Genomic DNA, 21,128 nt, shown 5'->3' on the forward strand with positions numbered 1-21,128 from the left:
CGCTTTAGAGGCAGGCGTCATGGTCGCCGACAGTCCGCCCGATTTCCGCCTGCGCCTGCGCCGCGACAGCAATGCCGTCATCGCCTGGCTGCGCGACATGTGGACGCGACGCTGGTTCCGCTGGCTCGGCTATCTGGCGCTCTCGGGCGTGCTGGCGCTGATCCTGATCTGGGCGATCTTCGCGCGCGACCTGCCCTCGGTCGATCAGCTGCGCGATTATGAACCCCCGCTGCCGACGATGGTCCGCGACGGCGAGGGCAAGCCGGTGCACAGCTACGCTCGCGAACGCCGCGTCCAGCTGGAATATAGCGAATATCCGCAGCTGCTCGTGCGCTCGTTCCTGGCCGCCGAGGACAAGACTTTCTTCAGCCACGGCGGCATCGACTATCCGGGCATCGCATCGGCGATCATTACCAACCTTACCAACAGCGGCCGTCCCGTCGGCGCCTCGACGATCACCCAGCAGGTTGCCAAGAACCTGCTGCTCACGAACGAGCTCAGCTATCGCCGCAAGGTGCGCGAAGCGATCCTGGCGATGCGCATCGAGGATGCGCTGACCAAGGAACAGATCCTCGAACTCTATCTCAACGAGATCCCGCTCGGCCGCCGCGCTTTCGGGGTGCAGGCGGCTAGCCGCGCCTATTTCGACAAGGATGTCGATCAGCTCCAGCTTCACGAAATGGCATTTCTCGCGATCCTGCCCAAGGCGCCCGAAAAATATGGCCGCGCGCGCAACGAGGCGGAGGCGCTTGCGCGCCGCAATTTTGTGCTCGGGTCGATGGAAAGCAACGGTTGGATCACCGCCGCGCAGCGCGACGCGGCGCGCGCCATGCCGCTCGGCCTCACCAATAGCGGCAACCGCGCGATCGCGCAGGTCGGCGGCTATTATATGGAAGAGGTGCGGCGTCAGCTGATCGCCCAGTTCGGCGAGACCGCCGATGACGGCCCGCTCAGCGTTTATGCCGGCGGGCTATGGGTCCGCACGCCCTATGATGGCAAGATGCAGACGGGCGCGACGATGGCGCTGCGCAAGGGGCTCCAGCGCTACGACGCCGGCAAGGGGTGGTCGGGACCGATCGCGACGATCGAGGCCGACGACCAGTGGCAGAGCCGTCTGGCGTCGAGCTTCATCGGCATCGACTATGACAATTGGCGCGTCGCCGTGGTCCTGTCGAAATCGGCCGGCGCGGTGCAGATCGGGTTTGCCAATGGCGACACCGGGACGCTGCCCGCCAGTGCCGCGACGCTGGGCTATCGCAAGACCGGCGGCAATGCGTTTTCGGCGATGCGCCCGGGCGACCTTATCGTCGTCAAATCGACCGGCGGCAGCAGCTATGCCTTGCGCAACATTCCCGAAGTGTCGGGCGGCATGGTCGTCGAAAGCCCGCATTCGGGCCGCATCTATGCGATGCAGGGCGGCTTTGACGTCCGCCTTTCGCCGTTCAACCGCGCAACGCAGGCCGAGCGCCAGCCCGGATCGACGATCAAACCCTTCGTTTACGCCGCGGCGCTCGACAATGGCATGACTCCTGCGACGATGATCGTCGACGGACCGTTTTGCGTCTATCAGGGCGCGCGCTTCGGCAACAAATGCTTCCGCAACTTTGGCGGCGCGGGCGGCAGCGGCGAGCATACGATGCGCTGGGGGCTCGAACAATCGCGCAACCTGATGACGGTCAAGACCGCGAGCCAGATCGGCATGGAGCCGATCGTCGAAACGATCGCAACGATGGGGATCGGCAAGCACGAACCCTATCTGTCGACCGCGCTCGGCGCCGGATCGACGACGGTCGAAAAAATCACCAACGCTTATGCGATGCTCGCCAACCATGGCCGCGAGCTCAAGCCGCGGGTGATCGACTATGCGCAGGACCGCCGCGGCAAGGTGATTTTCCCGGCGAACTGGAAACCGTGCGACGGCTGCAACAAAAAGGATTGGGACGGCCATCCCATGCCGCGCTTTGCCAGGTCGGGCAAGCAGCTGATGGACCCGATGACCGCCTATCAGGTCGTCCATATGCTCGAAGGCGTCGTCCAGCGCGGAACCGCAGTGCGGCTGCGCGACCTGAACGTGCCGCTGTTTGGCAAGACGGGAACCACCACGGGCCCGAACGACGTCTGGTTCGTCGGCGGCACCCCCGACGTGATCGCGGGTATGTATATCGGTTTTGACCAGCCGCGCAGCATGGGCGGCTATGCCCAGGGCGGCAGCTATGCGGCGCCGATCTTCAAGGATTTCGCGCTTGCCGCGCTCGCCGACCGGCAACCGATTCCCTTCGCGGCGCCCAAGGGAGTGCGGATGGTCCGCATCGATCGCCAGTCGGGCCGCCGCGTTTATGGCAGCTGGCCGGGGACCGATCCCAAGGCGTCGATCATCTGGGAAGCCTTCAAGCCCGAAAGTGAGCCACGCCGGACGATCCGCGAAGAAGAGATCAAGCCGGTGAAGACCCCCCGGCGGCAGGATGCGCCGGTGCGGCAAGGCCCGGCGGGACGCACCGACAACGACTTCCTCGACGACCGCGGCGGCATCATCTGACCGCTTGTCTCTGACGACCGAGCCTCTATGGCCGGGGCTTAATTTATTCAGGAGCAAAGACATGCGCGCCGAAGCGCAGGATCATATCGACAAGATTGGCGCCGCGCTGGCGCTGCTGCGACGGTTCCTCGACTGGGATCGCGCAGTGCGGCGGCTCGACGAGCTCAATGCCAAGGTCGAGGACCCGACGCTATGGGACAGCCCCAAGGCGGCGCAGGAAGTGATGCGCGAGCGGCAGCGGCTGGATGCGGCGATCGCGGCGACGCGCGCGATCGAAACCGAATGCGCCGACACCGCCGAACTGATCGAACTCGCTGAAATGGAAGGCGACGAGGCGATGGTCGACGAGGCGGTGGCCTCGCTGGCAACGCTCGCGGCGCGCGCCGAGGAAGACAAGATCCGGGCGCTGCTCGCGGGCGAGGCCGACGCCAATGACGCCTATATCGAAGTCCATGCCGGCGCGGGCGGCACCGAAAGCCAGGACTGGGCCGAAATGCTCCAGCGCATGTACAGCCGTTGGGCCGAAAAACGCGGGTTCAAGGTCGAGCTTGTCGAGTATCAGGCGGGCGAACAGGCGGGGATCAAGTCGGCGACGATGCTGGTCAAGGGCGAGAATGCCTATGGCTATGCCAAGACCGAAAGCGGTGTGCATCGGCTGGTCCGCATCTCGCCCTATGACAGTTCGGCGCGGCGCCACACCAGCTTTTCCAGCGTCTGGGTGTATCCCGTGATCGATGATAATATCGACATCGAGATCAACGAGGGCGATCTCAAGATCGATACCTACCGTGCCTCGGGCGCGGGCGGCCAGCACGTCAACACGACCGATTCGGCGGTGCGTATCACGCACATCCCGACGGGCATCGTCGTCGCCAGCCAGAATGACCGCTCGCAGCACAAGAACCGCGCCACCGCGATGGGAATGCTGAAAGCGCGGATGTACGAAGCCGAGCTGCAAAAGCGTGAAGCCGCGGCATCAGGCGAATATCAGGCGAAGACCGAAATCGGCTGGGGACACCAGATCCGCTCCTACGTCCTTCAGCCGTACCAGCTGGTCAAGGATCTGCGCACCGGCGTTACCTCGACGGCACCCGGCGACGTTCTCGACGGCGCGCTCGACCCGTTCATGGCTGCGGCGCTGTCGCAAAAAGTGACGGGCGAAAAGGTCGAGGTCGAGGATATCGATTGATGAAATGCGCCGCCGCCCTGCTCGCGCTGGCGCCGCTGCTCAGCGGCTGCGATGCGCCATGGGGTGACAGCGGCAATCGCGCCGCAACCGCGCGCGAATTTCCGCCCGCTGACCGCCCCGTCGCGCCAACCGTCTCGACCAAATGGTCGACCGAAGAAGCGCGCGACCGTGTCAACGAAGCGGACGACGTGATGGACTCGGCCGATGTCCGCCCCGGCATGACCATCGCTGACATCGGCGCTGGCGACGGCTATTACACCGTGCGTCTCGCCCAGCGGGTCGGTGAAGGCGGGCGGGTGCTGGCACAGGACATCATGCCCGGGGTGATCGAACGGCTCGCCGACCGCGTTGCGCGCGAAAGGCTCGACAATGTTTCGCTCAAGCTCGGTGCAGTCGATGATCCGCGCCTGCCCGCGGCAAGCTTCGACCGCGTTTTCATGGTCCATATGTATCACGAAATCGGCGAGCCCTACGCCTTCCTGTGGCGGTTGCGCCCCGCGCTGCGTGCGGGCGGGCAGGTGATCGTCGTCGACGGCGACCGGCCGATCGCCGACCATGGCACGCCCTTCCGCCTGCTCGTCTGCGAATTCGAGGCCGTGGGATACAAGCTGGTGTCCTACGACGATAAGCAGCACGCCGGGGGGTATTTGGCGAGATTCGTGCCGAGCGGGAAACGGCCCGAACCCGATGCGATTACGATGTGCGATAACCCCTGATTGCTTGCTCCTCCCTGTCGTGCAGCGATAGGAAGGGGTGGAGGGGCCGCGACGGGAGTGCCATCGCCCACCCGTCAGCGCTTAGCGGTACCACCTCCCCATGCCTGCGGCACAGGGAGGATCAATATTCAAAAAACCACCAACCGATCCGCATCGCCGATCTCGGCCGTGAAGCTCACCAGCCCGCCGGTGCGCACCTGCGGTACCAGTTCGCTCGCCGTCATGCCGATCAGCGCCATGCCCGACTGGCAGACGGTCAGCCGCACGTCCATCGCCATCGCCTCGGCGATCAGCGACACGAGGTCGGGCTGTCCCGCCGCGCGCCGCGCGGCGTCGCCTGCAAAGGCGACGGGCGTGCGCAGCAGCGCGGCCGCTTGTCCTTGCAGGAATATTCGCGCCGACCGCCCGAGCGCCGCCGCCGCCGCCGCCGTCTCTAGCGCGGCGTAGAAGCGTTCGCCATCGGCCGATGCGACGATTATGCTCAGCCCCGGCATATCGGACACTCCGGATCCTCGGCAATTGCGACCTCGCGCCAGCGCCGGTCGAGCATATCGACGATCGCCAGCCGCCCGGTCAAGGCTGCGCCCCAGCCGGCCAGCGCGCGCACCGCTTCCAGTGCCGCCATCGTCCCGATCATCCCCGCGAGCGCGCCCATCACCCCGGTCTCGGCGCAGTTGAGCCCCTCCTGGTTCGGATTGTCGCCGACAAGGCAGGCATAGCAGGGGCTGCCCGCGCGCCAACCCTCGTACAGCGCCACCTGCCCTTCGAAAGCGCCGATCGCCGCGCTGAGCAGGGGAATTTGCAAGGCAACGGCGGCACGGTTGACTGCGAGTCGGGTCCCGAAATTGTCGCAGCCGTCGAGGATCAGGCTGGCGCCCGTCAACAGCGGCGTGGAATTTTGATCGTCGAGCCGCTGGGCGGCCGCGATCGCCTTGACATGCGGGTTGATCTGTCGCGCAGCCGCCGCGGCGACGACGGCCTTGCGCGCGCCGATGTCGCCGTCGGTAAATAGCGGCTGGCGCTGCAGGTTCGACAATTCGACGACGTCGTCATCGATGATCGTCAAGCTGCCGACCCCCGCCGCCGCCAGATAGGTGATCGCCGGACAGCCGATGCCGCCCGCGCCGATCACCGCGACATGTGCGTTCTTCAGTCTTGCCTGTCCTGCGCCGCCAAAGGCCGGCAGGATGATCTGGCGGGCGTAACGGTCGAGTTCGGCGTCGCTGAGCAAGCTACTCGCTCGATCGCCGGGTCTTGATGCCCGACAGCGACGCCAGCCCTTCGGCGTCGGCGGTTTCATCAACGGGTTCGCTCTCGACGCCGGTCGATCCGAACCCACCCCCGCCGCGCGCGGTCTCGTCGAGCGACGTGACCTCGGCAAAGGTCGCGCGCTGGACCGGCGCGGGCACCAGCTGGGCGATCCGGTCGCCGCGCTTAATGTCGAAATTATCGTCGCCCAGATTGGCGAGGATCACCTTCACCTCGCCGCGATAGTCGCTGTCGATCGTCCCGGGCGTGTTGAGACAGGTGATGCCATGTTTGAGCGCGAGCCCTGAACGCGGGCGCACCTGCACCTCATAACCGGCCGGAATCGCCATCGCGAAGCCGGTCGCGACCGCGTGACGCGTGCCAGGACGGATCGTCAGCGATTCGGCCGCGACCACGTCCATCCCCGCCGCGCCATCGCTAGCATAGGCGGGCAGGGGCAACCCGCCGCCATTGGGCAGGCGCAGGATCCTGATCTCAATCGGGCTGGTGGCGGCTACGCGCATCGAGCTCATCGGCTATCTTTTCCATCAATTTGCGGGCGACGGCCGCTTTGGGCAGTCGATCCCAGCTGTCTATCCCGTCTTTGCTAACGATATGCACCTGATTGCTTTCGCCGCCCATCGGGTCGGCAGCGACGTCGTTGGCAACGATCCAGTCGCACCCCTTCCGCACCAGTTTCGCCTGCGCATGCGCGATGACATCGTTCGTCTCGGCGGCAAAGCCGATCAGCAGCGTCGGGCGATGCGGGTTTTTGGCGACACCAGCAAGAATGTCGGGATTCTCGGCGAGCGCGAGCGGCGGCACGGCGCCGCTGCCGTCCTTCTTGATCTTTTGCCGCGCGGGGTCGGCGGCGCGCCAGTCGGCGACTGCAGCGACCATGATTGCCGCATCGACGGGCAGGCCTTGCTGCACTTCGGCGGCCATTTCGACTGCAGTTTCGACATCGACGCGAATCACGCCTGGCGGGGTAGGCAGCTCGACGGGGCCGGCGATCAGCAGCACTTCGGCCCCCGCCTCGGCGGCGGCGGCGGCGATCGCAAAACCCTGTTTGCCGCTCGACCGGTTGGCGATGTAGCGCACCGGGTCGATCGGCTCGTGCGTCGGACCGGCGGTGATCAAGATGCGGCGGCCGAACAGCGGGCGGTGGTTCTCGGGCGCGAAGTCGGGTTGGCTTTCCAAGCTTTTGTTGGTGTCGAGCGAAGTCGAGACGCGGGAAGGCAGGGGCGGCTTCTCGACTGCACTCGACGCGAACGGCTTTGAGAGGCGGCTCTCGATCGCCGCAAAGATCGCCGCCGGTTCGGGCAACCGCCCCGGGCCATACTCACCGCACGCCATCTCGCCCTCGTCGGGCGCCATCACCGTCACCCCGTCGCCGCGCAGTGTCGCGATATTGCGCTGCGTCGCAGGGTGCAGCCACATGCGCACATTCATCGCCGGCGCAGCGAGCACCGGCTTGTCGGTGGCGAGCAGCAGAGTGGTGGCCAGATCGTCGGCGATACCCGCCGCCATCTTTGCCATCAGGTCCGCCGTGGCGGGGGCGACAACGACCAGGTCGGCCTCGCGCGACAGCTGGATATGCCCCATCTCGACCTCGTCCTTCAGGTCGAACAAATTGGTATAGACCTTGTTCTCGCTGAGCGCCGCGAATGTCAGCGGGGTCACGAACTGCTCGCCCGCGCGGGTGATGACACAGCGGACGGTCATTCCCGCCTTTCGAAGCAGGCGAACGAGCTCGATGCTCTTGTAAGCGGCGATACCGCCGCCGATGATGAGCAGGATGCGGGGTTGGGGCATCGTGTCAATAACCGGTGAGAAGCATATCGAGGGCATTCAGGATTTCGTAGCGCTGGTCTGCGAGCGACGCGATCTTTGGTCCAAGATCGTCTATTCCTATTGCGGATGCCAGCGGAGTTGCGAGCAGATGCTGCTCACCAGAAATCGCAAAAACGGGATGCAGTCGGTCCATTTTTGGTTTTCCTTCCGACGGCAAGAGCGGAATGACAAAACGGGTACCGAAATGACCGAACAGGTCGGCTTGGCAATCAAGCAACAATGCACCGTCGTGCGGACTGCGATGGACGTCGAACTGCGCCATCAAAACTGCCGGTATTTCGCAAGCGGTAGGCCGTTTTCGCGGACATAATCATTCCACCATTCGATCGCGGCGCGATTCTCTTCCTGCCATGCGGCTTCGCGCGCCTTTTTGACTCCGGCGGCGAGACCCGATTGGCAGGCTTCGCTGACATTGATACCAAGTCGCTTGGCCTCTTCGACCAGATCGACGCTGAGCGATACATTGGTGGGCTTTTTGGGCGCGGTTTTTTTGACCTCGTCAAATCGCGCCCGACGGTTCATCGCCATTCTCCTTGCGCATAAGATATGCACATTTGGATTGGGATTCAACCCAGCCAGTTGAGCGCCGCCGCGCCCGCTACTGCCCCCGCCAGCGCGGCGAGCGCATAACGCCACCAGCGCCGCTTCTCGCCCTTTTCCCACATGAGCGGGATCGCGGGCAGCGGCGGTGCGGGCGGGGCGGCGCCTTTGCGCGGTAATTGCGCGTCCAGCCGCCGGATGATATCGGGGATCAACGCGAGCGTCTTGCCCTGTTCGCGGATCCCATCGGCGAGCGCAGCCTCGGGACCAAGCTCGTCGCGGATCCATTCCTTCACAAACGGACCCGACTCGTCCCACATATTGATCTTCGGATTGAGCATCGTCGCGACGCCCTCGACCATCACCATCGTCTTTTGCAGCAGCAGCAAATGCGGCTGGGTCTGCATGTCGAAATCGCGCGTGATCGCGAACAGCCCGTCGAGCATCTGGCCGACCGACAATTCGCTCACCGGTTTGCCGCGCATCGGCTCGCCCACGGCGCGCAGCGCCGTCGCGAATTCCTCGACATTATGATAATCAGGCACATACTGCGCCTCGAAATGGATTTCGGCGACGCGGCGGTAATTGCCGGTGGTCAGGCCATAGAGGATTTCCGCGAGCCAGTAGCGCGCCTGCCGGTTGATCCGCCCCATGATGCCGAAATCGACCGCGGCAATCGTGCCGTCGGCTTTCACGAACAAATTACCCTGATGCATGTCGGCGTGGAAAAAACCCTCAGCAATCGCCTGGCGCAGGAAAGCGTGGACGAGGTTGCCCGCGAGCTTTTCCATGTCATGCCCCGCGGCGATCAGGTCGTCGCGATGCGAAATCTTGATACCGTCGATCCAGTCGAGCGTCATCACCTTGCTGGTGGTACGGTCCCAGTCGATCGCGGGAACCTCATAGGTTGGCACCCCGACCATTGCGTCCTTGAGTTCGGATGCCGAAGCCGCCTCGCGCCGCAAGTCAAGCTCGCGCAACGTCCAGCGGCGGAAATTGGCGATCACCTCGCGCGGGCGCAGCCGCGTCGCTTCGCCGCCCAGCGCCTCCAGATGCGCCGCGGCCCATTCATAGGTGTCGATGTCGCGCGCAAACTGCTTATCGATGCCGGGGCGGCGGATCTTGACCGCCACTTGGCGGCCCTCGGTCGTCACCGCGCGGTGGACCTGCGCGATCGACGCGGAGCCGACGGGCTCGGGGTCGAATTCGGCATAAAGACTTTCCAGCGAAGCTTCGAAAGCCGCCTCGATTTCCTTCCGAATACGGTCGAACGCAACCGGAGCAAGGGCATCTTGAAGCGTCAACAGATTGCGCGCGGCTTCTTCGCCCACGATATCGGGGCGCGTAGCCAAGGTCTGGCCAAGCTTGACTGCCGCGGGACCGATCGCCTGAAACGCGGCGGCATAGTCGGGGATTCTCGGCTGAATTGTCCCGAAGCGCGCGATGCGGCAGAGGCGTTTAACCCCTAGCGGCGTGGTCGGCGCACTTTCGATCCCGCGCAGCGCCCCGTGGCGCGCGAGGATGCGACCCCATTTCAGCAGGCGCAGGATATGGGTGACGGGACGGGTCAAGCCTTCCACCCGCTATGAATGGCAACCAACCCGCCCATGATCGGCTCGACCTTGACGGCGGTGAAACCCGCAGCGCCGATCATTTTGGCAAATTCGGGCATCGTCGGGAAACGGCGGATCGATTCGATCAGATAGCGATAGCTATCCTCATCCTGCGCGATCAGCTTGCCGAGTTTGGGCACCAGATGATGCGAATAGGCGTCATAGGCCTGCGCGAACCCCGGCCATTCGTTGGTGGAAAATTCGAGGCAGAAGAACCGCCCGCCATAACGCAGCACGCGGTGCGCTTCCCTGAGCGCGGCGGGAATGTCGGTGACGTTGCGGATGCCGAACGCGATCGTGTAGGCGTCGAAAAACTGGTCGGGGAACGACAAGGTCTCGGCATTCTGCTCGCTCCATACGAGCGAATCGATCCCGCGCTCGGCGGCGCGCTCCATGCCTACGCCCAGCATGTCCGGGTTGATGTCAGCGACAGTGATGCTGGCGCCCGAGGGCTCCATGCGGAAAGCGATGTCGCCGGTGCCGCCCGCCATGTCGAGGATCGCCTCGCCTTCGCGCGGCTTCACGCGGCGCACGAAGCGGTCCTTCCACAATCGGTGCATACCCCCCGACATCGCGTCGTTCATAATGTCGTATTTGCGCGCGACGCGGCTGAACACCTCGCCGACCTTCGCGGTCTTCTCGGTTGCCGGAACCTGTTCATAGCCGAAGCTGACGGTGTCGGGAGTGGACATTGCGTGTACGCCTTTGCGCGGGGAGAAACGAAGTCGCACCGGCCTTTAGCCAAGGGTTGAAGCGCAAGCAAATGGCGCGTAGCCGCAGCAGGTCAGGATGATCTTATGCCCGAGCTGCCCGAAGTCGAAACCACCGTTCGCGGCTTGACGCCGCACCTGACTGGCCAGCGGCTGGTGCGCGTCTCGACGCTGCGCCCCGACCTGCGCCGTCCCTTTCCCGTTGATCTTGCCCAGCGCCTCACCGGATCGATCGTCACCGGTCTGTCGCGGCGCGCCAAATATGGCATCATCGCCACCGACCGCGGCGACCATATGATCTTTCATCTCGGCATGTCGGGCAGCTGGCGGATCGGTAACGGCGAGCCCGGCAAGCACGATCATCTGCTCATCGACACCGCGGCGGGACAGCGGCTCATGCTCCACGACCCGCGCCGATTCGGGTCGGTCGATCTGGTCGCGGGCGATCCGTTGACGGAATTTCCGGCGTTCATCACTCTCGGTCCCGAACCTTTGTCAGAAGCCTTCGACGCCGCCTACCTCGCCCGCGTGCTCGCGGGTCGCCGCGCGCCGATCAAGGCGATGCTGCTCTATCAGACGATCGTCGCTGGACTCGGCAATATCTATGTGTGCGAGGCGCTTAACATGGCGCGCATCCACCCGACGAAGCCTGCCGCCGATGTGTCGCGGGCAAAGCTCGCGGTGCTCGTCCCCGCGATCAAGGCGGTGCTCGAGGCGTCGATCGCGGCGGGCGGATCGACCCTGCGCGATTACAAGCAGCCCGATGGCGAACTTGGCTATTTCGCGAAAGACTGGCGCGTCTATGGCCGCGAAGGCGAGGCGTGCGAATGCGGCGGCGCGATCGCGCGGATCGTCCAGAGCGGCCGCTCGTCCTTCTATTGCCCTAAATGCCAGCGGTGATGCGGGGGCTTTTCCGCAAAAGCCATTGACCAAATGGGCCATGCTGGCTATGCGCGCACCCTTCGAGCAGGGTCCGGGTTACCGGAACCGGCCGTATCCGGACATTGATTCGCCTGTTTGCGCGATTCGGCTGCTCCGGTGACGCTGCGCTCCGACTGACTTAGACCGTTTGGAAACCGAGGAATTTATGGCCAATACGCCGCAGGCAAAAAAGCGCATCCGTCGCAACACCGCGCGCACCATCGTGAACAAGAATCGCGTCTCGCGCATCCGCACGCTGGTGAAGAAGGTCGAGAACGCGATCATCGCCGGTGACAAGGACGCTGCGGCGACCGCGCTGAAGGCGGCGCAGCCTGAGATGGCACGCGGCGTTGCCAAGGGCGTGCTGCACAAGAACACCGTCGCGCGCAAATTCTCGCGGCTGACCAAGAGCGTCAATACGATCGCCTGATCGGCGCTGTCCCGAAAGGGAACAAAAAAGACCCGCCGGTGTAGAGCCCGCGGGTCTTTTTTTGCGCCTCCGATTGTGACCGGACGATGGCAATTGTGTTGCGGTGCGGTAAGTGGCGGATTTACTGCGATTCGTTGATCTGTAACCGGATCGTAATATCTAAACAATTGAAAATATTAGAGAAAATACGGGTTTCGCGCGATTCCGGCCCCCCTGCCGAGTCAAGATTTTTATTTCAGTATTTTTACACCACCACCCCTTGCTCGACTCGCTTCGTCCTGACTAGACAGATGCGTCGTCGGCCTTCGCCGGTGGCCGCCACATCGACATGATTCGCACTTCTTCGGGCGCTTGATCCCGGAAAGGATGCTTGCGTTTGCGCGCAAGCGACGACTCGGCGTGTGGAGTGGCTGCGCGAAGGTTTCGAGGACGGGGGATCAGCGGGGGCGGTGCGGCGTGACAGAGAGCGGAAGACTTCATGGTGATGGTGCAAGGGATGGAGCGATGAGCGGTGACGCCGCCACGCTCTGGCCGCGCGTCGCCGAAGGCTTGCGCCGTGACCTCGGCGTGCGCACCTTTGACCATTGGCTGAAGCCCGTGCGCTTTGGCGATTATTGCGCCATGTCCGGCGTGGTGACGCTCGAAACCGTCAGCCGCTTTTCGGCCAATTGGATCAACGAACGCTTCGGCGACCGGCTCGAACTGGCTTGGCGCCAGCACCTGCCCACCGTGCGCGGTGTGACCGTGCGTGGCGGCGCCGGCGCGAGCGACCGCGCCGCGATCCTCGCGAACCCGCCGCTGCCGACCTTCGACACGCCCGTTCCGGCGGTGATCACCGTTCCGTCACCCTTCGATCCGCGCCTGTCGTTCGACCGCTTCGTGATCGCGCGGAGCAACATCCTCGCCGCCAACGCCGCGCGCCGCATGGCGATGGTCGAAGCGCCGCAGTTCAATCCGCTCTACCTCGCCTCTGGCACCGGGCAGGGCAAGACGCACCTGCTCCAGGCGATCGCGCAGGATTACGCCTCGGCGCATCCGACCGCGACGATCATCCTGATGTCGGCGGAAAAGTTCATGCTCGAATTCGTCGGCGCGATGCGCGGCGGCGACATGATGGCGTTCAAGGCACGGCTGCGTGCCGCCGACCTGCTGCTGCTCGACGATCTGCAATTCGTCATCGGCAAAAATTCGACGCAGGAAGAACTGCTCCACACGATCGACGACCTGATGACCGCGGGCAAGCGTCTGGTGGTCACCGCCGACCGTCCGCCGTCGATGCTCGACGGGGTCGAGGCGCGGCTGCTGTCGCGCCTGTCGGGCGGATTGGTTGCCGACATCGAAGCGCCCGAGGATGATCTGCGCGAACGCATCATCCGCCAGCGGCTGGCGCTGATGCCGATGCTCGATGTCCCCGACGATGTCGTCGCCTATCTGGTCAAGCATTTCACCCGCAACATCCGCGAGCTTGAGGGCGCGCTCAACAAACTGCTCGCTTATGCCGCGCTGACCGGCACGACGGTCGACCTTCGGCTGGCCGAAGACCGGCTCGCCGAAAATGTGCGCACCGCGCGCCCCCGGATCACGATCGACGAGATTCAGCGCGCGGTCTGCGCCCATTACCGGCTCGACAAGTCCGAAATGGCCTCGAAGCGCCGCGTCCGCGCGATCGCGCGCCCGCGCCAGGTCGCAATGTACCTGGCGAAGGAACTGACTCCGCGCTCCTATCCCGAAATCGGACGGCGCTTTGGCGGGCGCGACCATTCGACGGTGATCCACGCGGTACGCACGGTTGAGGCATTGCGCATCGCCGACAGCGAACTTGATGCGGAAATCGCAGCGATCCGGCGCAGTTTGAACAGCTGATTCACAGGCTTATCCCCGGAGTTATCCACATTGTGCAATGGCGGTGATGCGGGTGACGCCTTTGGGGTGGGAATCGGCCTTTCCCATTTCGCCCTCTCCGCGGAGGCCGGGATCTCAACCTCTCGGATTAACGCGCCGGCGAGATCCCGGCTTTCGCCGCGATGACATGGTTGTGGGTGACCGCATGTGGTCGCTAGTTGCCATTCGCAGCTGCAGAATATCAAACGCATCGAAAGGCCGTACGGCAGGGCTGGACATTCTCGCCCCCCTCTGGTGAAGCGCGCAGCATGGCTGAGGTCAAACTGCATCCCGACTGGCTCGCAGCGATCGGCGGCGAGTTCGCGCAGCCCTATATGGCGGCGCTGAAGGCATTTCTCAGCGCCGAGCGCGACAAGGGCAAAGTCATCTATCCGCAGCTGCGAGACTGGTTTGCGGCGCTTGATGCGACGCCGCCGCAGGATGCGCGCGTCGTCATCCTCGGGCAGGATCCGTATCACGGGCCGGGGCAGGCGCATGGGCTGTGCTTTTCGGTGCAGCCGGGGATGCGCGTGCCGCCGAGCCTGGTCAACATCTACAAGGAAATGCAGAGTGACATTGGCATTCCCCGCGCGTCGCACGGATACTTGGGGCATTGGGCGGAACAAGGCGTGCTGCTGCTCAACACTTGTCTGACCGTCGAGGCGGGACAGGCGGCGTCGCATCAGGGCAAGGGGTGGGAGAAGTTCACCGACGCCGTCGTCGCGGCGGTCGCCGCCGACCCGGCGCCGAAGGTTTTCATCCTGTGGGGCAGCCATGCGCAGAAGAAGGCGGCGGATGTTGCGGATTTGGGCGCGGGCAGCCCGCATCTGATCCTGCGCGCGCCGCATCCCTCGCCATTGTCGGCTCACAACGGCTTTTTCGGGTCGCGGCCGTTCAGCCAGGCGAATGATTTTCTGGCGGCGCACGGGCGCGGGACGATCGACTGGGCGTTGCCCGCCGTACCGCGGGAAACGTCAGGCGCGACACCTGCGTGAGCCTGTTATCCGATCCCCTCACGCTGCTCGTGCTCGCCATCTCGGTGATCCTGCTCGGGTTGGCCAAGGGCGGATTGTCGGGGGTCGGCGCGCTGGCGACTCCGATCGTCGCGCTCGTATTGCCGCCGACGCTCGCCGCGGCGCTGCTGCTGCCGATATTGATCGTGCAGGACGTCGTCAGCGTCTGGTCGTTCCGCAGGACATGGGACGGGTGGATCATCGGCTGGATGCTGCCCGGCGCTGCGGTCGGGATCGCCGCGGGCTATTTTTTCGCCGAGCAGGTTGATGAGGCTAAGCTGATGGCGGCGCTGGGCGCGATCACGCTGGCGTTCGGCGTCTATCGCCTGTGGGTCGAGCGTGGTGGGCGCGTCGTCGCGGCGTCGAGTTCACCCGGCTGGATCGGCAGCCTGTTCGGGGTCGCCACCGGCTTCACCAGCCAGATCGCGCATGCCGGCGGGCCGCCGTTTCAGATGTGGGTGACGCCGCGCCGCCTGCCGCATCTGGCGTTCGTCGGGACCAGTTCGGTGCTGTTTGCGGCGATCAACTGGATGAAGGTACCCGCCTATATCGCGCTCGGCGCGTTTCCGCACGAGGTGCTGGTCGCAGCAGCGCTACTGATGCCATTGGCGATCGTGTCAACATTGCTGACGGTGCGGTGGCTGAAACGGATCGATGGCGCGCGCTTCTATGTCCTGATTTACCTGTTGATGGTGCTGCTCGGTGCGAAGCTGATGTGGGACGGATTGGCGGGATAAGGGGCGACTTGTGGCGGCAAAAGGCGTAGGCTGCGCAGCGACGGGCACAGGCGTCCGCCCCCTTTCAAGGTATTGACCATGGCCAAAGGCCAAAAGAAGACGAGCCGCGAAGTCCGCAAGCCCAAGGCCGAAAAGCCGAAGAAGGCGAACGCCAGCAACCCGTCGACAAAGGTCGGGGTGGTCGCAGGCCTCGACAATATGAAGAAGTAACCGCGCCGCCGCCATGACCACAGCGACGATATTGGTCGATGCCGACGCCTGTCCCGTGAAGGACGAGATCTACCGTGTCGCTTGGCGGCACGAGGTTGCGGTGAAGGTGGTAAGTAACAGCCGCCTGCGCGTGCCAAACCACCCTCTGATTGAGCGGATCGTAGTGTCCGACGGCTTCGACGCCGCCGATGACTGGATCGCCGATGCGGCGGATGCGCAGAGCATCGTGGTCACCGCCGACATCCTGCTTGCCGACCGCGCGTTGAAGGCGGGCGCGACGGTGCTTGGCCCCAATGGCAAACCCTTCACCATGGCGTCGATCGGCCCTGCGATCGCGACGCACGCGATCATGGCTGATCTGCGCGCTGGCGGCGATCAGATCGGCGGCCCGCCGCCTTTTTCCAAGGCCGATCGCTCGCAATTCTTGCAGGTGCTCGACAGTGCGCTGGTGCGGCTGAAGCGCCGATAGCTTTTTCTTTCGTTTTATTTCAATGTTTTGATTATTTTCTTTGCGGCCAGTGACGGCGATCACGGCGGCGCCCCGCGGCGCGCGCCATAAATCGGTGCATCGGGAGCATCCCGAGCGAAATTCAAAACCCGATCACAGCAATCGAAAGGAAGAGACGATGACCAAGAAGATGCTTCTCGCCCCCGCGTTCGCGCTGACTCTCGCGCTGTCGGCGACCCCGGCAATGGCGCAGTCGGCGCAGCCCGCGCAGGGTAGCATGACGATTGTCACCAACCCGGTGCAGATCCTGATCGGCCTGCTGCTGCCCGCGGTGCAGAAGGTCCGCGAAGCCGCGGCGCGCTAAACGGCCGGAATATTCACCTCTGGCCCGGCGCACCACGCCGGACCGGCACCAACCCTTCCGCCGAAGCGACCCCGGCGGGAGGGTTGTTGTTTTGTGTATCCCTCGTCAGTTGCCAGCGCGGCGGTGCATGGCGAACGCGAATAGCAGCACCGCGGTGACGACTCCGACGATCACCCCGGCAGTAGAGGTGATCATGCTGATCGAAGCGGCGGGATCGGGCGCGTTCCACGCCCCGCTGCGCGTCTGTCCGACCATCCACCAGGCGCCGATGATTACGACCAGGTCGAGCCCGACCATCCCGACCAGCGCGCGCGTCGATTTTTTCATGGATCCATCCCCTTGTTGCCAAGGACGCCAGTCTATCATGATGTGCCGCCGATCGAAGCCGAAATCGCGCGGCGGGGCCGACTGGCATCGCGGGTCTTGACCGTCCAGCTTGCGCGCCGCATCCTCCCGCGATGCCGCGACTCTACACCAGCTTCGCCGATTTCTGGCCGTTTTACCTGCGCGAGCACAGCAAGGCGTCGACGCGGGCGTTGCACTATATCGGAACCAGCCTGGTCGTCTTGATTGCGATCGGAGCGGTGGTGAGCGGGCGGTGGGGGTGGCTGATCGCGTTGCCGCTCGCGGGCTATGCCTTTGCCTGGGCCGCGCATTTCGGGGTCGAGAAGAACCGGCCCGCGACTTTTACTTACCCACTGTGGAGTCTCGCGGCCGATTTCAAAATGTGGGGGCTATGGCTGACCGGGCGCCTCGGCGGCGAGCTCGGCAAGGCGGGGGTGCAGCGCTGATGCGCAGCCCGTCCAATCCCTATGTTCCAAGCCAAGGAGATATCGCATGACCGTCAATCGCGCATCCGCCCGCTACGAAGGTTTCGGCAAAGAGGGCAAGGGATCGATCACGACCAAGTCGGGGGTGCTCGACAAGCAGCCCTATGGGTTCGGGACGCGGTTCGAGGGTTTGCCGGGGACCAACCCCGAGGAGCTGATCGCGGCGGCGCATGCGGCATGCTTTACGATGGCGCTGTCGTTCGGGCTGGCGCGTGCGGGCTATGCGGGCGACACGCTGGAAACGAGCGCCGCGGTGACGCTGGACCAAGTCGAAGGTGGCTTCGAGATCAGCAAATCGGCGCTGACTCTGACCGGCAAGGTGCCGGGGATCAGCGCCGAGGAATTTGCCCGCATCGCCAAGGAAGCCGAGATGAACTGCCCGGTGTCGAAGCTGCTCGATTGCGAAATCTCGCTCGAGCATAGCCTTGAAAATTAGGCGGCGGCGAAGAACATCAGATAGACAAGCCGCCCATCGGCGAGGGTCGTGCCGAAACCCGCCGCGCTGTTGTGGAACATCCACGGGCTGAACAGGTTCGGCCGATTGCAGCGCATCGGCGGTGAAGCTTTTTTCCCAGCGCGCCGGGCCGGCACTGTCACGCGTGACCACCGCGTCGACCAGCGGGTTGATGTCGTTATATCCCGCGGCGGCGATGCCGCCGCGCGTGGTCGGGACGTGGTCGAGTCCGTTGCGGCAGTGACGATAGAAATCGGTGCCGCCCCGGCAATGTTCGGGCAGTCTGAGGTAGAGGATGCCCGAGTATTTGCGGGATCGATGTGAACGCCGCTGCGCCCGCGATCGCCCTTCAGTGTCAGGCGGCAGTGGCCGTGGCGGGTGCCCGCAGCTCCGATAACGGGCGTGCCGACGACGCGCGGGACATCGTCGTCGAGCCCTTTGACCGGCAGCGCGCGCGCCGACACGATGCCCGGATAATTGGCATTCTCGTCCCCGGTTTCATGGCCGAGCGCCAGCGACTGCCGCCGCAGTTCGTGCGGGTCGGCCGCGAAATCGTCGATCATAACAATGGCGGGGGTTATCGATGGGTCATCAGGTGCCGACGAGCAGGTTCCATTCCGCGTGCGGGGTATAGGGGCTCTCGCCGACATCGGGCAGTCTGGCGCGGTTCGCCTGCCAGTCGCGATGGTGGTTGCGCAGCATATAGGTGATGAAGCGCTCGGTCGCGGTGGGACGGTCGGCGGCGTCGATCCCCGCGTCGTCGGCGGCAAGCGTCTCGACCGCCGCCAATTGCGTGCGCGGGCAGCGCAGCACCAGGCTGGTCCACAGCCCGTCGTCGTCATGGTCCCCCTCGAACGCCGACGCGACACCGGCGTCAAACAGCCGTTGGCGTAGCGCACGAATGTCGGGATCGGCGTCGAGCGCAGTGACGCGGGAGACGGTGCTTGCGCTCCATGCCGCAGCATCCGGACCTGCCGCCTCGGCGTGCGACACGCGGTCACTCACCGCAATGCGGTCCTCGGCATCGCCGGGGAACTGCATCGCGCAACTGGTCAGGCCGATCAAGACGACCCGCGGCCGCAGCGCCAAGCTTAAGCGCTGTTTGGCCGCGCCGATTTCCAGCACGTCACGGGCTGCCATGATCCCTCATCATCCCTTCACCCAAGCGACCGATCAGCGACGGGGCGCAGCGCCGCCGTCAGAGCGGTCCATTTCCTGTTCGATCACGCGCCCGATTTCGGAGCGCTGCGATGGCGCGTAGAGATTGTTGGGGCTGGAATAAAGCCCCTTGAGAAAGCCGAAATCCCATTGGGTCAGCGTCACCGGCACTTCGCTGTCGGCGGCGGCGTCGAGGATGCGCAGGATTGTCTCCGGGGCCGCGGCGTCGATCCGCGCCGGTTCAATGCGAGCGAGCGCGCGCATCGCGGCGTAGTCGGCGAGTTGGGTTGTGGTCAGCCCGTCGAGCGCCTTGTTTTCGACAACGACGACCGCGGCCATAAACGCTGGACGAGCCGCAGCTGTTATCCGCGACGGGGTGCGCGTTGAGCGGTTGATCGGCATATCGGCCTCGTTCGAGATTGGGCGGCCGTCCGCGTTGACCATCGTCTGGATCTGCCACGCGGCAGAAGGGCCGGGCTCGGCGATGATCTTGCGGATCTGCGTCGGGGTCCGATCGCCGAACATATAGCTATGATCCTTGCCCAGCGCTTTGATAAACGAGGTTTTGTCAGCGGTTACCACGACAAGCAGATTGGGCTTGCAACCGGGCGCCGCGACATCGAGTCCGACCTCCTTTGCCACCGCCCGGATGCGATCGCGGACCGTGTCGCGCTGAGCATCGGGGATGCCAAAGGCGCCGGGGCAAACGGCGGCTTCAAATCGCGCGATCTGGCCACGCGGCGACGCCGGCGTGAGCGCGCCGACGAAGGATTCGATCTGCTGTTCGATATCGCGCTGGCCGATGACGACGATCGGCGCGTCATTCTGCGCCGCGGCGGGCGCGGCGAGCATTGCGGCGGTGAGCAGGACAAAGCGCATGGCAGGCTCCCGAAACTGGACGGCGACGATGCCGAAACCCGGCCGCGGGGACGGGCCGCCGCGCAGGTTCCGACAGCGTTCCATATGGCCCAGCCGGGCCGCCGCGTCGCGCGCGCTTCGACCAAGGGCAGGCGGGCGCCGACGAGAGGACGGACGCATTGGCAATGTGCGGCGCCCCTCCATCGACCTGCGACAGATCAGCGGCAGCGGCGTGGCGGCGCAATATCGCCGCCACGCCTAAGCTGGCCGAGGTTTAGCGGCAGCGCACGTCGTTGTTGTTGCCGCTGCGTTCGATCGCGCGTCCGGCGACCGCGCCGCCGATTGCGCCGAGGATGGTGCCGAGCGTTTCGGACCCGCCCGGAGCAATGACGTTGCCGGCGACGCCGCCGGCGATGCCGCCGACGATCAGCCCGGTCGAGCCGTCGTTGCGGCGGCAATAATATTTATTGTCGCGGCCGCGATACACCCGGTCGTTCGACGACAGGCGGCGTTCCTTGTAGCGGCGGTCGGTGCGGTAGTAATTGTCGGCATAATAGCCGCCATGGCGCGGGTCGGGGCGGTCATAATCATAATTGCCGTACTGGCTGTAGGTGTCGCGGTCATAATAGCCATAGCCGCCATCGTCATAAGCGGCACCAGCCCCGATACCGCCATAACCGCCGGTCGAGGCGCAGCCAGCCGCGAGCGCGGTCACAGCGGCGAGGGGGATCATCATCATCTTTTTCATCGAGGTCTCTCCAATGAGGTCGCGTGCGGGGCACGCGGGGTCGTATGTTTTACCCCTCTGGTTGATAGACCCCCGGTGGAGAGCTTGGTTCCGCGGTAGCGCGAGCGTTGCGGAGGATCAGTCGATGATCGGCGCGCCCTCCGCCTGCAAGCGGGCAAGATTGGCCTTCATCGCGGCGAGCACTTCGGGCGGGTGCGGCTCCCAGCTTGCGACTTCGCCGACGATGCGCAGCGGAGCGCGGCTGCGATAGCTGCGCGTCGGGTTGCCGGGGAATTTCTGGTCGGTCAAATTGGGATCGTCGCACCAGTCGCCGGTGGGTTCGACGATGTAGATGCGCTCGCGGCCGTCGACCGCCGCCAGCTCGCAACCCCAGATTGCGGACTCCAGCGCGGCGGAGAAATAGATCCACGACAGCGGCTTTTCGGTGCCATAATTGCTTGTCCAGCCCGCGGCGAGCAGGTCGCCCACCTGCAAATCGGCGCGGGTGCCATGGTAGAAGGTTGCGCCCCGATCGGGGCCGGTGGGTGAGGGGGCGTCGGTCACGAGACATTCGCTTGGTTGAAGGGCGGCGGTGCGGCCAAAGGGGCGTCCTTATGCGTCATCGGTCAGGCTGACCCAAAATGAAAATGCCGCGGATCGTCCCTTTTCCTGACTGGGCCATCATGGCTAA

The 21,128-nt window shown here is 64.6% G+C and carries 26 protein-coding genes and 1 pseudogene; 13 read left to right on the forward strand and 14 right to left on the reverse strand.

Annotated features, from left to right (window positions below):
* Nucleotides 1-19 precede the first annotated feature (19 nt).
* The 3 genes from IPF76_RS05960 (at nucleotide 20) to IPF76_RS05970 (ending at nucleotide 4,441) form a co-directional block, all read left to right on the forward strand.
* Nucleotides 20-2,536 carry a transglycosylase domain-containing protein gene (locus tag IPF76_RS05960; RefSeq protein WP_293840895.1) on the forward strand — a complete coding sequence of 839 codons (2,517 nt, stop codon included), beginning with the start codon at nucleotides 20-22 and terminating at the stop codon, nucleotides 2,534-2,536.
* Nucleotides 2,537-2,597: 61 nt separating this feature from the next.
* Nucleotides 2,598-3,725, forward strand: coding sequence for a peptide chain release factor 2 (prfB, locus tag IPF76_RS05965; RefSeq protein WP_293840898.1), 1,128 nt, complete (start codon nucleotides 2,598-2,600; stop codon nucleotides 3,723-3,725).
* Entirely contained in the window at nucleotides 3,725-4,441 is a 717-nt protein-coding gene (locus tag IPF76_RS05970; protein WP_293840901.1) for a methyltransferase domain-containing protein, read from the forward strand. The genes prfB and IPF76_RS05970 overlap by 1 nt, the downstream gene beginning before the upstream one ends.
* 128 nt (nucleotides 4,442-4,569) lie before the next feature.
* On the opposite strand, the gene IPF76_RS05975 is transcribed toward IPF76_RS05970, so the two are convergent.
* From IPF76_RS05975 to IPF76_RS06010, 8 genes and pseudogenes are all read right to left on the reverse strand, one after another.
* A complete protein-coding gene (locus tag IPF76_RS05975; RefSeq protein ID WP_293841965.1) occupies nucleotides 4,570-4,935 on the reverse strand; it encodes a DsrE family protein in 366 nt (121 codons plus the stop codon).
* On the reverse strand, nucleotides 4,923-5,672 hold the full coding sequence (gene moeB / locus IPF76_RS05980) for a molybdopterin-synthase adenylyltransferase MoeB (protein WP_293840904.1): 750 nt from the start codon (nucleotides 5,670-5,672) through the stop codon (nucleotides 4,923-4,925). Before moeB ends, IPF76_RS05975 begins: the two co-directional genes overlap by 13 nt.
* 88 nt (nucleotides 5,673-5,760) lie before the next feature.
* Nucleotides 5,761-6,213, reverse strand: a pseudogene (gene dut / locus IPF76_RS05985) (dUTP diphosphatase); the annotation flags it as partial.
* Nucleotides 6,185-7,504, reverse strand: a complete 1,320-nt coding sequence (locus tag IPF76_RS05990) for a bifunctional phosphopantothenoylcysteine decarboxylase/phosphopantothenate synthase (protein ID WP_293840907.1) — start codon at nucleotides 7,502-7,504, stop codon at nucleotides 6,185-6,187. The pseudogene dut and the gene IPF76_RS05990, both read right to left, overlap by 29 nt.
* Nucleotides 7,505-7,508: 4 nt before the next feature.
* Nucleotides 7,509-7,805: a CcdB family protein gene (locus IPF76_RS05995; RefSeq protein ID WP_293840909.1), complete on the reverse strand. Its 297-nt coding sequence runs from the start codon at nucleotides 7,803-7,805 to the stop codon at nucleotides 7,509-7,511.
* Entirely contained in the window at nucleotides 7,805-8,065 is a 261-nt protein-coding gene (locus IPF76_RS06000) for a type II toxin-antitoxin system CcdA family antitoxin (protein WP_293840912.1), read from the reverse strand. Before IPF76_RS06000 ends, IPF76_RS05995 begins: the two co-directional genes overlap by 1 nt.
* Nucleotides 8,066-8,109: 44 nt before the next feature.
* Nucleotides 8,110-9,654: a 2-polyprenylphenol 6-hydroxylase gene (gene ubiB, locus IPF76_RS06005; RefSeq protein ID WP_293840915.1), complete on the reverse strand. Its 1,545-nt coding sequence runs from the start codon at nucleotides 9,652-9,654 to the stop codon at nucleotides 8,110-8,112.
* The gene (locus IPF76_RS06010) at nucleotides 9,651-10,388 is read right to left on the reverse strand and encodes a class I SAM-dependent methyltransferase (RefSeq protein WP_293840917.1); all 738 of its coding nucleotides are present in this window, start codon (nucleotides 10,386-10,388) and stop codon (nucleotides 9,651-9,653) included. The genes ubiB and IPF76_RS06010 overlap by 4 nt, the downstream gene beginning before the upstream one ends.
* 105 nt (nucleotides 10,389-10,493) lie before the next feature.
* On the opposite strand from IPF76_RS06010, the gene mutM reads away from it, so the two are divergent.
* The 8 genes from mutM to IPF76_RS06050 all read left to right on the forward strand — a co-directional run bounded on the left by mutM (nucleotide 10,494) and on the right by IPF76_RS06050 (nucleotide 16,410).
* Entirely contained in the window at nucleotides 10,494-11,306 is an 813-nt protein-coding gene (gene mutM / locus IPF76_RS06015; RefSeq protein WP_293840920.1) for a bifunctional DNA-formamidopyrimidine glycosylase/DNA-(apurinic or apyrimidinic site) lyase, read from the forward strand.
* Between the two features lie 187 nt (nucleotides 11,307-11,493).
* Nucleotides 11,494-11,757 carry a 30S ribosomal protein S20 gene (gene rpsT / locus IPF76_RS06020; protein ID WP_293840923.1) on the forward strand — a complete coding sequence of 88 codons (264 nt, stop codon included), beginning with the start codon at nucleotides 11,494-11,496 and terminating at the stop codon, nucleotides 11,755-11,757.
* A 504-nt stretch (nucleotides 11,758-12,261) separates the two neighbouring features.
* A complete protein-coding gene (gene dnaA, locus IPF76_RS06025; protein WP_293840926.1) occupies nucleotides 12,262-13,620 on the forward strand; it encodes a chromosomal replication initiator protein DnaA in 1,359 nt (452 codons plus the stop codon).
* A gap of 287 nt (nucleotides 13,621-13,907) precedes the next feature.
* Nucleotides 13,908-14,633, forward strand: coding sequence for a uracil-DNA glycosylase (ung, locus tag IPF76_RS06030; protein ID WP_293840929.1), 726 nt, complete (start codon nucleotides 13,908-13,910; stop codon nucleotides 14,631-14,633).
* A complete protein-coding gene (locus IPF76_RS06035) occupies nucleotides 14,630-15,388 on the forward strand; it encodes a sulfite exporter TauE/SafE family protein (protein ID WP_293840932.1) in 759 nt (252 codons plus the stop codon). The genes ung and IPF76_RS06035 overlap by 4 nt, the downstream gene beginning before the upstream one ends.
* 78 nt (nucleotides 15,389-15,466) lie before the next feature.
* On the forward strand, nucleotides 15,467-15,598 hold the full coding sequence (locus IPF76_RS06040; protein ID WP_293840935.1) for a hypothetical protein: 132 nt from the start codon (nucleotides 15,467-15,469) through the stop codon (nucleotides 15,596-15,598).
* Nucleotides 15,599-15,611: 13 nt separating this feature from the next.
* Nucleotides 15,612-16,067 (forward strand): YaiI/YqxD family protein, encoded by a 456-nt coding sequence (locus IPF76_RS06045; protein ID WP_293840938.1) that lies wholly within the window; start codon nucleotides 15,612-15,614, stop codon nucleotides 16,065-16,067.
* A gap of 157 nt (nucleotides 16,068-16,224) precedes the next feature.
* A complete protein-coding gene (locus IPF76_RS06050) occupies nucleotides 16,225-16,410 on the forward strand; it encodes a hypothetical protein (RefSeq protein WP_293840940.1) in 186 nt (61 codons plus the stop codon).
* Nucleotides 16,411-16,515: 105 nt separating this feature from the next.
* On the opposite strand, the gene IPF76_RS06055 is transcribed toward IPF76_RS06050, so the two are convergent.
* Entirely contained in the window at nucleotides 16,516-16,737 is a 222-nt protein-coding gene (locus IPF76_RS06055) for a hypothetical protein (protein ID WP_293840943.1), read from the reverse strand.
* A gap of 131 nt (nucleotides 16,738-16,868) precedes the next feature.
* Between IPF76_RS06055 and IPF76_RS06060 the strand changes: the two genes are divergently transcribed.
* Both IPF76_RS06060 and IPF76_RS06065 read left to right on the forward strand, forming a co-directional pair.
* Complete coding sequence (locus tag IPF76_RS06060; RefSeq protein WP_293840946.1) at nucleotides 16,869-17,201, forward strand: DUF962 domain-containing protein; 333 nt, start codon at nucleotides 16,869-16,871, stop codon at nucleotides 17,199-17,201.
* A gap of 46 nt (nucleotides 17,202-17,247) precedes the next feature.
* Nucleotides 17,248-17,676: an OsmC family protein gene (locus IPF76_RS06065; RefSeq protein WP_293840949.1), complete on the forward strand. Its 429-nt coding sequence runs from the start codon at nucleotides 17,248-17,250 to the stop codon at nucleotides 17,674-17,676.
* On the opposite strand, the gene IPF76_RS06070 is transcribed toward IPF76_RS06065, so the two are convergent.
* The 5 genes from IPF76_RS06070 to arr form a co-directional block, all read right to left on the reverse strand.
* The gene (locus IPF76_RS06070; protein WP_293840952.1) at nucleotides 17,673-18,257 is read right to left on the reverse strand and encodes a hypothetical protein; all 585 of its coding nucleotides are present in this window, start codon (nucleotides 18,255-18,257) and stop codon (nucleotides 17,673-17,675) included. The genes IPF76_RS06065 and IPF76_RS06070 overlap by 4 nt on opposite strands.
* Before the next feature lie 28 nt (nucleotides 18,258-18,285).
* Nucleotides 18,286-18,834, reverse strand: a complete 549-nt coding sequence (locus IPF76_RS06075) for a hypothetical protein (RefSeq protein ID WP_293840954.1) — start codon at nucleotides 18,832-18,834, stop codon at nucleotides 18,286-18,288.
* Nucleotides 18,835-18,867: 33 nt separating this feature from the next.
* Nucleotides 18,868-19,815, reverse strand: coding sequence for a hypothetical protein (locus tag IPF76_RS06080; protein WP_293840957.1), 948 nt, complete (start codon nucleotides 19,813-19,815; stop codon nucleotides 18,868-18,870).
* A gap of 169 nt (nucleotides 19,816-19,984) precedes the next feature.
* On the reverse strand, nucleotides 19,985-20,458 hold the full coding sequence (locus tag IPF76_RS06085; RefSeq protein ID WP_293840960.1) for a glycine zipper 2TM domain-containing protein: 474 nt from the start codon (nucleotides 20,456-20,458) through the stop codon (nucleotides 19,985-19,987).
* Nucleotides 20,459-20,575: 117 nt separating this feature from the next.
* The gene (gene arr / locus IPF76_RS06090) at nucleotides 20,576-21,001 is read right to left on the reverse strand and encodes an NAD(+)--rifampin ADP-ribosyltransferase (protein ID WP_293840963.1); all 426 of its coding nucleotides are present in this window, start codon (nucleotides 20,999-21,001) and stop codon (nucleotides 20,576-20,578) included.
* Nucleotides 21,002-21,128: the final 127 nt, after the last annotated feature.

Origin of the sequence: Sphingopyxis sp. (assembly GCF_016704835.1) — a bacterium.
GTDB lineage: Bacteria > Pseudomonadota > Alphaproteobacteria > Sphingomonadales > Sphingomonadaceae > Sphingopyxis.

Bases quoted from the DNA above. Each gene is read 5' to 3' on its own strand.
- IPF76_RS05960 (WP_293840895.1), top strand. From the start codon at position 20: ATGGTCGCCGACAGTCCGCCCGATTTCCGCCTGCGCCTGCGCCGCGAC.
- prfB (WP_293840898.1), top strand. From the start codon at position 2,598: ATGCGCGCCGAAGCGCAGGATCATATCGACAAGATTGGCGCCGCGCTG.
- IPF76_RS05970 (WP_293840901.1), top strand. From the start codon at position 3,725: ATGAAATGCGCCGCCGCCCTGCTCGCGCTGGCGCCGCTGCTCAGCGGC.
- IPF76_RS05975 (WP_293841965.1), bottom strand. From the start codon at position 4,935: ATGCCGGGGCTGAGCATAATCGTCGCATCGGCCGATGGCGAACGCTTC.
- IPF76_RS05990 (WP_293840907.1), bottom strand. From the start codon at position 7,504: ATGCCCCAACCCCGCATCCTGCTCATCATCGGCGGCGGTATCGCCGCT.
- IPF76_RS05995 (WP_293840909.1), bottom strand. From the start codon at position 7,805: ATGGCGCAGTTCGACGTCCATCGCAGTCCGCACGACGGTGCATTGTTG.
- IPF76_RS06000 (WP_293840912.1), bottom strand. From the start codon at position 8,065: ATGAACCGTCGGGCGCGATTTGACGAGGTCAAAAAAACCGCGCCCAAA.
- IPF76_RS06010 (WP_293840917.1), bottom strand. From the start codon at position 10,388: ATGTCCACTCCCGACACCGTCAGCTTCGGCTATGAACAGGTTCCGGCA.
- mutM (WP_293840920.1), top strand. From the start codon at position 10,494: ATGCCCGAGCTGCCCGAAGTCGAAACCACCGTTCGCGGCTTGACGCCG.
- rpsT (WP_293840923.1), top strand. From the start codon at position 11,494: ATGGCCAATACGCCGCAGGCAAAAAAGCGCATCCGTCGCAACACCGCG.
- dnaA (WP_293840926.1), top strand. From the start codon at position 12,262: ATGAGCGGTGACGCCGCCACGCTCTGGCCGCGCGTCGCCGAAGGCTTG.
- ung (WP_293840929.1), top strand. From the start codon at position 13,908: ATGGCTGAGGTCAAACTGCATCCCGACTGGCTCGCAGCGATCGGCGGC.
- IPF76_RS06040 (WP_293840935.1), top strand. From the start codon at position 15,467: ATGGCCAAAGGCCAAAAGAAGACGAGCCGCGAAGTCCGCAAGCCCAAG.
- IPF76_RS06045 (WP_293840938.1), top strand. From the start codon at position 15,612: ATGACCACAGCGACGATATTGGTCGATGCCGACGCCTGTCCCGTGAAG.
- IPF76_RS06050 (WP_293840940.1), top strand. From the start codon at position 16,225: ATGACCAAGAAGATGCTTCTCGCCCCCGCGTTCGCGCTGACTCTCGCG.
- IPF76_RS06055 (WP_293840943.1), bottom strand. From the start codon at position 16,737: ATGAAAAAATCGACGCGCGCGCTGGTCGGGATGGTCGGGCTCGACCTG.
- IPF76_RS06060 (WP_293840946.1), top strand. From the start codon at position 16,869: ATGCCGCGACTCTACACCAGCTTCGCCGATTTCTGGCCGTTTTACCTG.
- IPF76_RS06065 (WP_293840949.1), top strand. From the start codon at position 17,248: ATGACCGTCAATCGCGCATCCGCCCGCTACGAAGGTTTCGGCAAAGAG.
- IPF76_RS06070 (WP_293840952.1), bottom strand. From the start codon at position 18,257: ATGATCGACGATTTCGCGGCCGACCCGCACGAACTGCGGCGGCAGTCG.
- IPF76_RS06075 (WP_293840954.1), bottom strand. From the start codon at position 18,834: ATGGCAGCCCGTGACGTGCTGGAAATCGGCGCGGCCAAACAGCGCTTA.
- IPF76_RS06080 (WP_293840957.1), bottom strand. From the start codon at position 19,815: ATGGAACGCTGTCGGAACCTGCGCGGCGGCCCGTCCCCGCGGCCGGGT.
- IPF76_RS06085 (WP_293840960.1), bottom strand. From the start codon at position 20,458: ATGAAAAAGATGATGATGATCCCCCTCGCCGCTGTGACCGCGCTCGCG.